Below are 12,453 nucleotides of genomic sequence, written 5' to 3' on the forward strand. Positions count from 1 at the left end.
GGTGGTCCGCGGGTGGTCCTCGAGTGGTCCCCCGGGGTGGTCCGCGCCGGGACCAAGGTCCCGGACTCGTCCGGCCGCTCAAGAAAGTCTCATCAAACCCTCAACCGGGCGGCCCGCGGGCCGATCCGACCCGTGAGCACGGAACGCTCGCCCCCTTGACGCCGACGGACCGGCACCGCTTCTCCTGCAGGAGGACACGTGTCCCTCGGCATGCCCGACGCCGTCACCTCGGTGCTCGCCACCGCCCTCGACGGCCTGGCGACCCGGCAAACCGTGATCGCCGACAACATCGCCAACGTCGACACCCCGAACTTCCGGGCCACGAGCGTCGACTTCGAGTCCTCCCTGGCCGCTGCCCTCCAGCGCGGCGAGATGCCGGTGTCCGGTGTCACCCCCACCAGCCAGGCGACGAACGCCCCCGTCGGCCAGGACGGCAACAACGTGGACCTGCGCCAGGAGTCGCTGGCCGCCGTGCAGACGCAGTTCCAGTACCAGGTGATGACGCGCGCGGTCTCCGACCACTTCGGCCTCATCTCGACCGCGGCGGGCCAGTTCTGATGGGCGCCTTCGACATGCTGCGGATCGCCAACAGCAGCCTGGGCATGCACCAGACCTGGCTCGACGCGCTGGCCCACAACATCGCCAACGCCAACACCGTGCGCGCGACCAGCGAGGACGCGTTCCAGGAGCAGCTGGTGGTCGCGACCGCGCGACCCGACGGCGGCGTCGACGTCGGCGGCATCGAGCTCGGGGCCGCCGAGGGCATCCTCGAGTACGCCCCGGACCACCCGCTCGCCGACGAGGACGGCTACGTCCGGGCGCCGGCGATGGACATGTCGGTCCAGATGACCTCCCTCGTGCAGGCCCAGCGCGGGTTCCAGGCGTCCGTGCAGGTCACGAAGACCGCGCAGGACACCTACAACGCGGCCCTCCAGATCGGGCAGCGCTGATGAGCATCGGTGGGATCGAGGCGGTCAGCGGGTTCATGCCGCTCGCCGCGCCCGTGGTCCAGGCCCCGTCCGCCGCACCGTCCGCCGGCGCCTCGGCGACCGCTCCCTCGCAGCGGGGCGCCGACTTCGGCAACCTGGTGCTCGACGGCATCGAGCGGCTCGAGGGCATCCAGGACAAGGCGGACGGCCTCGCCGTGCGCGCCGCGTCCGGCACGCTGCCCAACATCCACGACTACACCCTGGCCGCCACTGAGGCCGAGACCGCAACCAAGCTGACCGTCGCCGTGCGCAACAAGGCGATCGAGGCCTTCAACGACATCATGAGGATGCAGGTCGGATGAGGGCCGGGATCACGCAGGTGCTCGACCGCTACCGTCGCGCCTTCCTGCTCTTCACGCCCGGCCAGAAGGTCGTGGCGATCGTCGGGACCGCGGCCCTGCTGCTCGCGGCGTTCATGGTGTTCCGCTGGGCCGCCGCGCCGTCGTACGCCCCGCTCTACAGCAACCTCTCGTCCGAGGACGCGTCCGCCGTCGTCGACCAGCTCGACGCCGACGGGATCCCCTACGAGATCGGCGGGGGCGGCGGGACCATCTCGGTGCCGCGCGACCAGGTCTACTCGACGCGGATCTCGTTGAGCGGCGAGGGCATCCCCTCCGCCAGCGGCGACAGCGGCTACGGCCTGCTCGACGAGCAGGACATCTCGACGTCGCAGTTCAAGGAGCAGACCGACTTCAAGCGCGCGATGGAGGGCGAGCTCGCCGCCACGATCGAGGCGATCGACGGCGTCGACACCGCCGTCGTGCACCTCGCGCTCCCGCCCAAGCAGGTCTTCCTCGAGGAGCAGGACCCGGCCACGGCCTCGGTCCTGGTGGACACCGGTGGCAACCAGCTCGGCCCCGACCAGGTCCAGGCGATCGTCAACCTGGTCGCCTCCAGCATCGACGGCCTCGAGCCGGCCAAGGTGACCGTCGCCGACGCCACCGGCCGCGTGCTGTCCGACAACGGCGACTCGGCGAGCGGGCTGAGCAGCAGCCGCAACCGCCAGGTGCAGGACTACCAGGACCAGCTCGGCTCCAAGGCGCAGCAGATGCTCGACCAGATCTTCGGCCCCGGCCACTCCTCGGTGCAGGTCACCGCGGTCCTTGACTTCGACAAGAAGACGACCGAGACGACCACCTACAGCCGCAAGAAGGACGCGCCGACGCTGTCGGAGTCGGTACAGAGCGAGACCTACTCGGGCGGCGCCACCCCGGGCACCACGCCCGGCGGCGTGGTCGGTCCGGACAGCCAGCTCGAGACGGGCGCGGGCGGCACGGGCGACGGCAGCTACCAGAACTCCTCGACCGTGCGCGAGAACGGCGTCGACAAGGTCGTCGAGCAGTCCGAGACCGCCCCCGGGACCGTCTCCTCGCTCCACGCCGCCGTCGTCATCGACACCGCCTCCAAGCAGGCCGTCGACGCCGCCCAGATCAACGACCTGGTCGCCTCGGCGATCGGCCTCGACACCGAGCGTGGCGACACCATCGAGACCTCCTCGATCCCGTTCGACACCTCGGTGGCCGACGCCAACGCCGCCGCCCTCGCGGCGGCGAAGTCCGCCGAGGCCGCCGCGACCCGCAACACGTGGATCCGCAACGGTGTCCTGGCCGGCGGGGTCCTGCTGCTGGTCGGCCTCGCCTGGCGGCGCTCGCGCAAGAACGCGCAGGCCCGCGAGGACGCGACGTCGTACGTCGTCGAGCAGCTGCGGCAGGAGCAGGCGTCCCGCGCCCTCCAGGCCGCCGAGGCGCCGACCTCGCTCGCCCTGCCCGCCTTCGTCGAGCCGGTCGACGGGATGCGCGACGAGCTCGTCGCGCTCGTCGAGCGCCAGCCCGACGAGGTCGCCTCGCTCCTGCGCGGCTGGCTCGTGGAGCGTCCTTCATGACCCTCATGACCACCGGCCACTCGACCCAGGGTGCCCGCAAGGCCGCCATCGTGCTCGTGCGCCTCGGCAAGGACCGTGCCAGCCAGGTGCTCGCCCACATGAGCGACGAGGAGGTCGAGGCGGTGTCCGCCGAGATCGCCCAGCTCGCCGCGGTGGAGCCGGACGAGACGCACTCGATCATGGGGGAGTTCTCCGAGCTCCTCAGCGCCCGCCAGCACATGCTGCAGGGCGGCATGGACTTCGCCCGCGACGTGCTCAAGGGCGCGCTCGGCGACGACCGGGCCGAGGAGGCCGTGCAGCGCCTCGCCGCCCGCGCGGTCCACCTGCCCTTTCAGTTCCTCGGCCGCGCCGACCCGGCCCAGCTGCGCTCCTTCATCCGCGAGGAGCACCCGCAGGTGATCGCGATCGTGCTCGCGCACATGACGGCCGAGAAGGCCTCGACGGTGCTCTCCGGCCTCGCGCCCGAGCTGCAGGCCGAGGTCGCCCACCGCATCGCCGTCATGGACCGGGCCAACCCCGAGACCGTCCGCACGGTCGAGGCGGTGCTCGAGCGCCGGCTCTCCTCGGTCCTGCAGACCACCGACTCCTCGCAGGTCGGCGGGCTCGGCCCGCTCGTCAGCATCATCAACCGCGCCGACCGCTCGACCGAGCGCCAGATCGTCGAGGGCCTCGAGACCCTCGACGCGCGCCTCGCCGAGGAGGTGCGCAGCCGGATGTTCATGTTCGAGGACATCGTCGGGCTCTCCGACCGCGACGTGCAGCAGGTCCTGCGCCAGGTCGACCCCGCCGAGCTCGCCCTCGCCCTCAAGGGGGTCTCGGAGCAGGTCCGCGACAAGATCACCGGCAACCTGTCCGAGCGTGCGGCCGAGAACGTCCTCGACGAGGTCGAGATCCTCGGCCCGGTCCGCCTCACGCAGGTCGAGGAGGCGCAGCAGTCGGTCATCCGCACCATCCGCACCCTCGAGGAGCGTGGCGAGGTCGTCGTGCGCCGGGGAGGTGACGATGAGTTCGTCGACTGACGTCCTGCGTCCGCGGCTGCCCGAGCTGCACACGCTGGAGGCGACGCACGACACCGCGCGCGCCCAGGGCTACGCCGTCGGCTGGGCGCAGGGTCGCCGCGACGCCGAGGCGGCCGCCCGCGCGGAGTCCGACGAGCTCGCCCGCTCGGCAGCGGCCCACGAGGCCCGCCGTGACGCCGAGGTCGCCTCCGCCGTCGCCGCGCTCACCACCGCGGCCGCCGCCGCCCACGAGCTGCTGGCCGCGGCCTGCGTCCGGGTCGACGAGCAGGCAGGTGCCCTCGCGCTCGAGCTGACCCGTGCCCTCGTCGGCGCCACGCTCGACGCGGCCGGGTCCGACCCGGCCCACGTGCTCGACCGGGTCGCCGGGCTGCTGCCCGGGCACGCCGTGGCCTCGGTGCGCCTGCACCCGTCGGTCGCGGCCGTCGCGGGCGACCTCACCGCGCTCGGCGTCCAGGTCGTCGCCGACCCGACCCTCGGCCCGGCCGACGCCGTCGCCCAGGCCGACGACCACGTCGTCGACCTGCGCGTCGACGAGGCGCTCGCCCGCCTCGCGAAGGTGCTCGGATGAGCCTCCTGACGACCGACGTGCGCGCCCGCGCCCTCGAGGCCGTCGCCCCGCTGCGGATGGGCCAGGTCGCCGAGCTCCTCGGCCTGCAGGTCCGGGTCACCGGCCTCCCCGCCGCCGTCGGCGACCTGGTCGCCGTCGAGGGCGCGACGCGCGTGCTCGCCGAGGTCGCCGCGATCGGCCCCGGCGGTCTCACCTGCCTGCCGCTGGGTGACACCAGCGGGCTGCGGGTGGGCGACGTCGTACGACACACGGGTGGACCGCTGCGGATCCCCGTCGGGGAGGCCCTCCGCGGCCGGGTCCTCGACGGCCTCGGCCGGCCCATCGACGGCGGGCCGCCGCTCGACGCGCTGCCGCTCGTCGGGGTCGGCCTCGCGGCACCCGCCGCGCTGAGCCGCCCGCGCATCGACCACCAGCTCGGCCTCGGGGTCCGTGCGCTCGACGCCCTCACCCCGTGCGGCCGCGGCCAGCGCATCGGCATCATGGCCGGCTCCGGCGTCGGCAAGTCCAGCCTGCTCTCGATGGTCGCGCGCGGCACCGACGCCGAGGTGTCGGTGATCGCCCTGGTCGGCGAGCGCGGACGCGAGGTCCGCGAGTTCATCGAGAACGACCTCGGTCCCGAGGGCCTCGCGCGGTCCGTCGTGGTCGTGGCGACCTCCGACGCACCTCCGGTCGAGCGGCTCCGCGCGGCTGGCGTCGCCACCCGGATCGCAGAGTTCTTCCGCGACAGCGGACGCCACGTCGTGCTGATGATGGACAGCCTCACCCGCGTGGCGATGGCCCAGCGCGAGATCGGCCTGTCCGCCGGCGAGCCCCCGGCCACGCGCGGCTACCCGCCGAGCGTGTTCACCCTGATGCCCCAGCTGCTCGAGCGCGCGGGCACGTCCGCGACCGGCAGCATCACCGGCCTCTACACCGTGCTGGTCGAGGGCGACGACATGCAGGACCCGATCGGCGACACCGCCCGCTCGATCCTCGACGGCCACGTGGTGCTCTCGCGCCGCCTCGCCACCGCCGGGCACTTCCCCAGCATCGACGTGCTCGAGTCGATCTCCCGTGTCACCCGCGCGGTCACCGACGCCGACCAGCGCGCGGACGCCACCCGGCTGCGGCAGCTGCTGGCCGCGCACCGGTCGGTGCGCGAGCTGGTCGAGATCGGCGCCTACGTCGCCGGTGCGGACGCCGACGCCGACGCCGCGCTCGCGCGGATGGACCGGATCAACGCCTTCCTCCGCCAGGACATGGACGAGAGCACCTCCCTCGCCGACACCTGGCAGTCCCTCCGAGAGCTGGTGGCCTGATGGCACGCACCCCCGACTCCGACCCCGACGCCGGGATGCGCGCGGTCGCACGCGTGCGCGGCGTGCGTGAGCACGACAGCCGCCTCGGCCTGGCCACCGCCGTCGCCGACGAGCTCGAGGCGGCCCGCCGCCTCGACGCGGCCGGCGTACGCCTCGCCGCGATGACCCACCCTGCCGTCACCGACCCCGCCGGCTTCGCCTCCGCCCGGCTGGCGGCGGGCGATGCGGTCGCCGCCATCGCCGCGTCGCGGGCCTCGCTCGCCTCCTTCACCACCTTCGCCGCGGTCGCCCGCGAGCACTGGCAGCGAGACCGCGCCCGCCTCGACGCCGTCGAGCTCCTGCTCGAGCGGCGCGTCGAGCAGCGCCGCGAGGAGCGGGCGCGCCGCGAGCGCGTCGAGATCGACGACCTCGTCGCCGCCCGGTGGCTGCGGGCCCGCCGCGGCACGGACGACGGCGCGGTCGACGGCGCGGACGGTGGCGCGGCATGAGCATCACGGACGTCACCGCGCGCATCTCCCAGATCCAGTCGCAGCTCGCCCTGCTGCCGGGGTCGTCGGTCGGCTCGAGCAGCTTCGCCACCGCCCTGGACCGGACGTCGGCCGCCTCGGTCACCTCGACCACGGGCGGCTCGGTCACCGGCGACCAGGTCGTCGCGAAGGCCAGGGAGATGGTCGGCCTGCCCTACGTCTGGGGCGGGACCGACCCCGAGAAGGGCGTCGACTGCTCCGGCCTCGTGCAGTCCGTCTTCTCGTCCTTCGGCATCGACCTGCCCCGGCTCTCCGCCGACCAGGCGCGGGCCGGCACGCCGGTCGCGAGCATGGCCGACGCGAAGCCCGGCGACCTCATCGCGTGGGACAACTCCAGCCGCAACGTCGGCGCCGACCACATCGCCATCTACATCGGCAACGGCCAGATGATCGAGGCGCCCCGACCCGGCGGGCACGTGCAGGTGGTCCCGGTGACCACCCCGCCCGACTACATCCGCCGCGTCATCCCGGAGGCGTCCTCGGTCACCCCCAGCAGCCCTGTGTCCCCGGTCGCCGGGTCGAGCGGCGACGTGCCGCCCGGGACGCCGTACGCCGACCTCTTCCGCGCTGCCGGCGCCGCCCATCACGTCGACCCGGCGCTGCTCGCCGCGGTGGCGCAGCAGGAGTCGGGCTTCGACCCGAAGGCCGTCAGCCCCGCGGGCGCGCAGGGGATCATGCAGCTGATGCCCGGCACCGCGAAGGGCCTCGGCGTCACCGACCCGTTCGACCCGGCCCAGGCCATCGACGGCGCGGCCAAGCTCCTCGACAACCTGATCACCCGCTTCGGCTCGATCGAGATGTCCCTGGCCGCCTACAACGCCGGCCCCGGCGCCGTCGTCCGCTACGACGGCGTACCGCCGTACCCGGAGACCCAGAACTACGTGAAGTCGGTCATGGCCCACTGGCTCGGAGGAGCAGCCGCATGAGCATCACATCCCTGACCGTCGCGACCCTGGACCTCGGGTCGATCCCGATCGGTCCGAACGGCGCCCCCGCCACGAGCGACCCCGCCGCGGCCGGCAGCTTCGCCGCGCTGGTGGCCGGACTGCTCGGTACGTCGACCGCCGCGGCCGGCCCTGCCGGCCCGGTGCCTGGGGGGCCGGGGCTCGCGGACCAGCTGACCGGCGAGCCGACCGACCCGACGACCGACCCGGCCACCGACCCGGCCACCGACCCGGCCACCGACCCGGCCACCGACCCGGCCACCGACCCGGCCACCGACCCGGCCACCGGGAAGGAGGCCGACGAGGCGTCGGGCGACGCGGCCGGCTCGACCGCCGTCCCGACGGCGCTGCTCGCGAACATGGCGCCCCTGCCCCAGACGACCGTGCCGGCCCCGGCCACCGCGGCCCCGGACGTCGCGGGCCGGGCCGTCGAGGCGGCCGCGCCCGTCCCGGCTCCCGACGCTGCTCCCGGCGCCGACCCCGCCTCCGCTCCCGAGGCCGCGGCCACGTCGTCCGACGGGGCCGGCCCGCTCCCGGCCGGCGCTCCCCGGGACGGCGGGTCCGGCTCGGAGGGGGCCGGACCGGGGACGTCCGACGGCTCGGGAGGGTGGCAGCGACCGGACGGTGCGGGAGCCACCGCGTCGGCGGCGGCCCCGGTCTCGGGCACCCCGGTCCCAGGCACCCCGGCATCGGTCCCGGTGTCGGCGCCGACGCTCCCGACAGCCGCGGCGAGCCCGCAGGCCGAGCCGCCGCGCGCAGCCGCACCCGTCGCGCAGCTCGCCCCGGAGGTCACCCGGCTCGTCTCGCGCGGCAACGGCGTCCACCGGCTCACCATGCGCCTCCAGCCGGAGGCGCTGGGGGAGGTGCGCGTGACGATGACCGTCCGCGACGGCGCCGTCCAGGTGCACCTCAGCGGCGGCGACGACGCCGCTCGCGCCCTGGCCGAGGGCGCCCCGGAGCTCCGGCGGGTCCTCGAGCTCGCCGGCGTGACCGAGGCCCGGGTGGTCGTGCGCGACACCTCGGGCCAGACGGCCGGCCAGGCATCCGGCCAGGCATCCGGCCAGCCGGGCACCACCGGCACCACGACGTCGTACGACACCCAGGCGGGTGCCGGCGGTGACACCCCGTCGACGCGCGGGGACGCAGGACAGCAGGACCAGCACGCACGGACGCGTGGTGGAGCAGGCGCCAGGGACGGCCTCACCGACGGAGCGACCGCGCTCCGTCCCGACCCGGTCACCGCTGCCCGTCCGGGCATCGACCTGACCATGTGAGGAGGGGAAGTGACGATCTCCGCGAACGAGCCGGTGACCGGCACGCCCACCGCGTTCCCGACGGGCACGACGACGCTCTCGTCGACCTCCGAGGACAAGCAGATGTTCCTGGAGCTGATGGTCGCCCAGCTCCGCTACCAGGACCCGCTCAACCCGGCCGACTCCGGTGAGTTCCTCGCGCAGTCGGCGCAGTTCACCGCGCTGGAGAAGATGCAGGACGTCTCCGACCGCGTGGGCGCGCTGCTCGGCTCGCAGATGGCCTTCGGTGCGGGGGCCATGGTCGGCCAGCAGGTGTCGTGGGTCGACACCGATGGCACCACGACCCACAACGGCACCATCTCCGGCGTCACCTTCGGCGCACAGGGACCGGTCTTCGAAATCGACGGCACCCAGGTCCCGCTGGCCCAGCTCCTCTCCGTCGGGACGACCACCCCGGCACCGACCCCTCCGACCACCACTCCGACGGCCTGACGCCGTCCTCCGAAAGGAACCACCAATGCTCCGCTCGCTCTTCTCCGGCATCAGCGGCCTCCGCGCCAACCAGACGATGCTCGACGTCACCGGCAACAACATCGCCAACGCCAACACGGTCGGCTTCAAGGCCACCACCACGGTGTTCCAGGACACCCTCAGCCAGGTCATGCGGGGCGCCGGCGCTGCCGGCACGACCGGCGGCGGCACCAACCCGATCCAGGTCGGCCTCGGCGTCCAGGTCGCCGCCACCCGCGGCAACTTCGGCCAGGGCTCGGCGCAGACCACCGGCGCGGCCACCGACCTGATGATCCAGGGCGACGGCATGTTCGTCCTCGGCTCGGGCGCCGACCGCGTCTACACGCGCGCCGGGGCCTTCACGTGGGACGAGGCGGGCAACCTGGTCTCCTCGAGCGGCAAGAAGGTCCAGGGGTACGCCCCGGGCGACGCGGGCGGCACGCTCGTCGACATCAACCTCGACTCGCTCCAGTCGACCCTGCCCGCCGGCGTCGAGATGACGTCGTACTCGATCGGCAGCGACGGCGTCCTGCGCGGCACCTTCTCCGACGACGTGCAGCGCGACATCGCCCTCGTGGCGATCGCCGACTTCACCAACCCGGCGGGCCTCGAGCGCGTCGGCGAGACCGCCTTCCGGGCCAGCGCCAACTCCGGCGCCCCCGAGCTCGGCGTCGCCGGCCAGGGCAGCCGCGGTGACCTGATGGGCGGCACGCTCGAGATGTCCAACGTCGACCTGTCGGCGGAGTTCACCAACCTGATCCTCGCCCAGCGCGGCTTCCAGGCCAGCTCGCGCGTGATCACCACCTCCGACCAGGTGCTCGAGGAGCTCGTCAACATCAAGCGCTGACGCGTCGTCTCCCGGCCCACGGCCCGGTGGTCCCTCCTCGGGGCCGCCGGGCCGTTGCTGCTGCATGCCATGGCGGAGCGACGGGCCCGGATCCACGGCGAGTTCCCCTCAGGTCGGCCGGCGCGCGGCCGATGGAAGGACCACGAGGCCCACGGACGGGCCTCGAGTACACGCACAGGGATGGTGCACCGAACATGATTGTGTTGACCCGACTCTCCGGCTCGCCGTTCGTCCTGAACGCCGACCTGATCGAACGCCTCGACAGCACCCCCGACACGGTGGTGACGCTGGTCGACGGCAAGAAGTACGTCGTGGGCGAGGACCTGCTGCAGGTGGTGGACGAGGTCCGCGCCTGGCGCGGCAGCATCATCGCCGCCGGCGCGATGGCCGAGGCCTCACCGACCGCGTGGGCCCCCCGCGCGCACCTCGCGGCCGTGTCCGACCACCCCACGCTGGAAGGTGAGGGCTGATGGACCCGGCAACCCTGCTCGGGGTGCTCGTCGGCCTCGTCATCATCATCGCCGCCAACGTGATGGAGGGCGGCAACCCGATGAGCCTCCTCCTGGTCCCGCCGATGCTGCTGGTCTTCGGGACCACGCTGATGGTGACCGTCGCCGGTGGCACGATCCCCGACGCCAAGCACGCGCTCGCCTCGCTCAAGACCGCCTTCACCGCGAAGGTCCGGCCGGCGGGCGACGTCGTACCGATGGTGGTGGCGCTCGCCGAGCGCGCGCGCCGCGAGGGACTGCTCGCGCTCGAGGACGACCTCAAGAAGGTGGACGACCCGTTCCTGGTCAAGGGCGTGCAGCTCGCGATCGACGGCACCGACCCCGACGAGGTGCGCGAGATCCTCGAGTCGGAGGTCTACGCCGCCAAGGCGCAGGGCAAGCACGCCGCGAAGTTCTTCGCCGACGCGGGCGCCTACGCCCCGACGATCGGCATCATCGGCACGGTCATGGGGCTGGTGCACGTCCTGGAGAACCTCGCCCAGCCCGAGGAGCTCGGCCACCTGATCGCGGCCGCCTTCATCGCGACCCTGTGGGGCGTCATGTCCGCCAACGTGATCTGGCTGCCCATCGGCAACCGGCTCAAGCGGCTCACCGAGCTCGAGGCGGCCCGCATGGAGGTCATCATCGAGGGCGTCGCCGCGATCCAGGCCGGGTCGAACCCGCGCGTGATCGCGCAGAAGCTGACCTCGCTCCTGCCGGCCGGCGAGCAGCCGCCGTCCCTCGACAAGGCCGCCTGACATGAGCAGCGGGGGCAGCCGCAAGCGCCGCGCGGAGGAGGAGGAGCACGAGAACCACGAGCGCTGGCTGGTGACCTATGCCGACATGGTGACGCTGCTGATGGTGCTCTTCATCGTGATGTTCGCGATGAGCTCGGTGGACCAGAAGAAGTTCAACGCGCTCAAGGACGGGCTCGCCGCTGGCTTCGGCGACTCCACCTCGGTCATGACCGGGTCGGAGTCGACGCTCGACCAGCCCGGCGTGTCCGCGATCGCCCCCGTGCGCCCGGAGAACTTCATGGGCTCGACCAAGCAGGCCGTGTCCACCCAGCAGGACCAGCAGGACCAGCAGTCCCAGGAGTACGCCGCCGCCCGGCTCGAGAAGGCGCGGCTCGACGAGCTCGGCAAGGAGCTCACCCGGGCGCTGCGCGACGCCGGCCTGGCCCACGACGTCACCCGCCGGATCGACGGCGACGGCCTGGTGCTCAGCCTGACCTCGCGCCACGTGGTCTTCCAGCCCGACCGGGCCGAGCTGAGCCCGCGCGGGCAGCGGGTGCTCGAGGTCGTCGCACCGGTGCTCCGGGGCACGACCGAGGACCTCCGCATCGACGGCCACACCAACCAGGTGCCGGTGAAGCCCCGCTACTTCGCCACCGACTGGGACCTCTCCTCGGCCCGCGCGATCACGGTCCTGCGCTACCTCCAGGAGGTCGGCCAGATCCCGGGCGAGCGCCTCAGTGCGGCGGCGTACGGCCACGAGGTCCCCCTCGTCGACCCGGCCGAGCCCGGGTCGCAGCGGATCAACAAGCGCGTCGACATCGTCGTGCTCTCCGCCCTCCCGCCGGCCGCCCGCGAGCTGCTCGACGACATCCAGGGCACGACGACCAGCCCCACCGCCAGTCCCGCCACCACCGAAGGAGGAGGATCCTCATGACCAGCGCCACCCTCGACCGGACCGCCGCCCCCGAGTCGGCCGACGAGCCGCCGAAGAAGGGGAAGAAGAAGCTGCTGGTGATCGGCCTCGTGCTGGTTGTCGGCGCCGCCGCCGGCTGGTGGTTCCTCCTCCGGCCCAGCGGACCCACCGAGCCCGAGCCGGGCGAGGTGATGACGCTCGAGCCGATCCAGGTCAACCTCGCCGACGGCCACTACCTCCGGCTCGGCCTCGCGCTCCAGCTCTCGGCCGACGCGCACGAGGCCGACGGCAGCAAGGCGCTCGACGCCGCGATCGACCTGTTCAGCGGGGCCGACCAGTCCGCCCTGGTGAAGGCCGGCCAGCGCCAGGACCTCAAGCACGAGCTCGAGGAGAAGCTCCACGAGGACTACCACGGTGACGTGCTGGAGGTGTACTTCACCGAGTTCGTCACCCAGTAAAGGAGCGGCCAACTCCTCAG

The 12,453-nt window shown here is 73.3% G+C and carries 16 protein-coding genes; all 16 read left to right on the forward strand.

Annotation, left to right across the window (positions count from 1 at the left end):
• Window positions 1-198: 198 nt before the first annotated feature.
• The gene (locus EUA93_RS07665) at window positions 199-558 is read left to right on the forward strand and encodes a flagellar basal body rod protein FlgB (RefSeq protein ID WP_129399581.1); all 360 of its coding nucleotides are present in this window, start codon (window positions 199-201) and stop codon (window positions 556-558) included.
• Window positions 558-950 carry a flagellar basal body rod protein FlgC gene (locus tag EUA93_RS07670; RefSeq protein ID WP_129399582.1) on the forward strand — a complete coding sequence of 131 codons (393 nt, stop codon included), beginning with the start codon at window positions 558-560 and terminating at the stop codon, window positions 948-950. The genes EUA93_RS07665 and EUA93_RS07670 overlap by 1 nt, the downstream gene beginning before the upstream one ends.
• Entirely contained in the window at window positions 950-1,291 is a 342-nt protein-coding gene (gene fliE / locus EUA93_RS07675; protein ID WP_129399583.1) for a flagellar hook-basal body complex protein FliE, read from the forward strand. Before EUA93_RS07670 ends, fliE begins: the two co-directional genes overlap by 1 nt.
• On the forward strand, window positions 1,288-2,871 hold the full coding sequence (gene fliF, locus EUA93_RS07680; RefSeq protein WP_129399584.1) for a flagellar basal-body MS-ring/collar protein FliF: 1,584 nt from the start codon (window positions 1,288-1,290) through the stop codon (window positions 2,869-2,871). The genes fliE and fliF overlap by 4 nt, the downstream gene beginning before the upstream one ends.
• Window positions 2,868-3,890 (forward strand): flagellar motor switch protein FliG, encoded by a 1,023-nt coding sequence (gene fliG, locus EUA93_RS07685; RefSeq protein WP_129399585.1) that lies wholly within the window; start codon window positions 2,868-2,870, stop codon window positions 3,888-3,890. The genes fliF and fliG overlap by 4 nt, the downstream gene beginning before the upstream one ends.
• Window positions 3,874-4,458, forward strand: coding sequence for a FliH/SctL family protein (locus EUA93_RS22200; protein WP_129399586.1), 585 nt, complete (start codon window positions 3,874-3,876; stop codon window positions 4,456-4,458). The genes fliG and EUA93_RS22200 overlap by 17 nt, the downstream gene beginning before the upstream one ends.
• Complete coding sequence (locus EUA93_RS07695; protein ID WP_129399587.1) at window positions 4,455-5,756, forward strand: FliI/YscN family ATPase; 1,302 nt, start codon at window positions 4,455-4,457, stop codon at window positions 5,754-5,756. The genes EUA93_RS22200 and EUA93_RS07695 overlap by 4 nt, the downstream gene beginning before the upstream one ends.
• Window positions 5,756-6,244 carry a flagellar FliJ family protein gene (locus EUA93_RS07700; protein ID WP_129399588.1) on the forward strand — a complete coding sequence of 163 codons (489 nt, stop codon included), beginning with the start codon at window positions 5,756-5,758 and terminating at the stop codon, window positions 6,242-6,244. The genes EUA93_RS07695 and EUA93_RS07700 overlap by 1 nt, the downstream gene beginning before the upstream one ends.
• Window positions 6,241-7,209, forward strand: coding sequence for a transglycosylase SLT domain-containing protein (locus EUA93_RS07705; protein ID WP_129399589.1), 969 nt, complete (start codon window positions 6,241-6,243; stop codon window positions 7,207-7,209). Before EUA93_RS07700 ends, EUA93_RS07705 begins: the two co-directional genes overlap by 4 nt.
• A complete protein-coding gene (locus tag EUA93_RS07710) occupies window positions 7,206-8,501 on the forward strand; it encodes a flagellar hook-length control protein FliK (protein WP_129399590.1) in 1,296 nt (431 codons plus the stop codon). Before EUA93_RS07705 ends, EUA93_RS07710 begins: the two co-directional genes overlap by 4 nt.
• A 9-nt stretch (window positions 8,502-8,510) precedes the next feature.
• Entirely contained in the window at window positions 8,511-8,972 is a 462-nt protein-coding gene (locus tag EUA93_RS07715) for a flagellar hook assembly protein FlgD (protein ID WP_129399591.1), read from the forward strand.
• 25 nt (window positions 8,973-8,997) lie between these two features.
• A complete protein-coding gene (locus EUA93_RS07720) occupies window positions 8,998-9,837 on the forward strand; it encodes a flagellar hook protein FlgE (RefSeq protein ID WP_129399592.1) in 840 nt (279 codons plus the stop codon).
• 194 nt (window positions 9,838-10,031) lie between these two features.
• Entirely contained in the window at window positions 10,032-10,307 is a 276-nt protein-coding gene (locus tag EUA93_RS07725) for a flagellar FlbD family protein (RefSeq protein WP_129399593.1), read from the forward strand.
• Complete coding sequence (locus tag EUA93_RS07730) at window positions 10,307-11,083, forward strand: motility protein A (protein WP_129399594.1); 777 nt, start codon at window positions 10,307-10,309, stop codon at window positions 11,081-11,083. The genes EUA93_RS07725 and EUA93_RS07730 overlap by 1 nt, the downstream gene beginning before the upstream one ends.
• Before the next feature lies 1 nt (window position 11,084).
• Window positions 11,085-11,996: an OmpA/MotB family protein gene (locus EUA93_RS07735; RefSeq protein ID WP_129399595.1), complete on the forward strand. Its 912-nt coding sequence runs from the start codon at window positions 11,085-11,087 to the stop codon at window positions 11,994-11,996.
• On the forward strand, window positions 11,993-12,433 hold the full coding sequence (locus EUA93_RS07740; protein ID WP_129399596.1) for a flagellar basal body-associated FliL family protein: 441 nt from the start codon (window positions 11,993-11,995) through the stop codon (window positions 12,431-12,433). The genes EUA93_RS07735 and EUA93_RS07740 overlap by 4 nt, the downstream gene beginning before the upstream one ends.
• Window positions 12,434-12,453 lie beyond the last annotated feature (20 nt).

This window comes from Nocardioides oleivorans (genome assembly GCF_004137255.1).
In the GTDB taxonomy this organism is placed as follows: Bacteria; Actinomycetota; Actinomycetes; order Propionibacteriales; family Nocardioidaceae; genus Nocardioides; species Nocardioides oleivorans.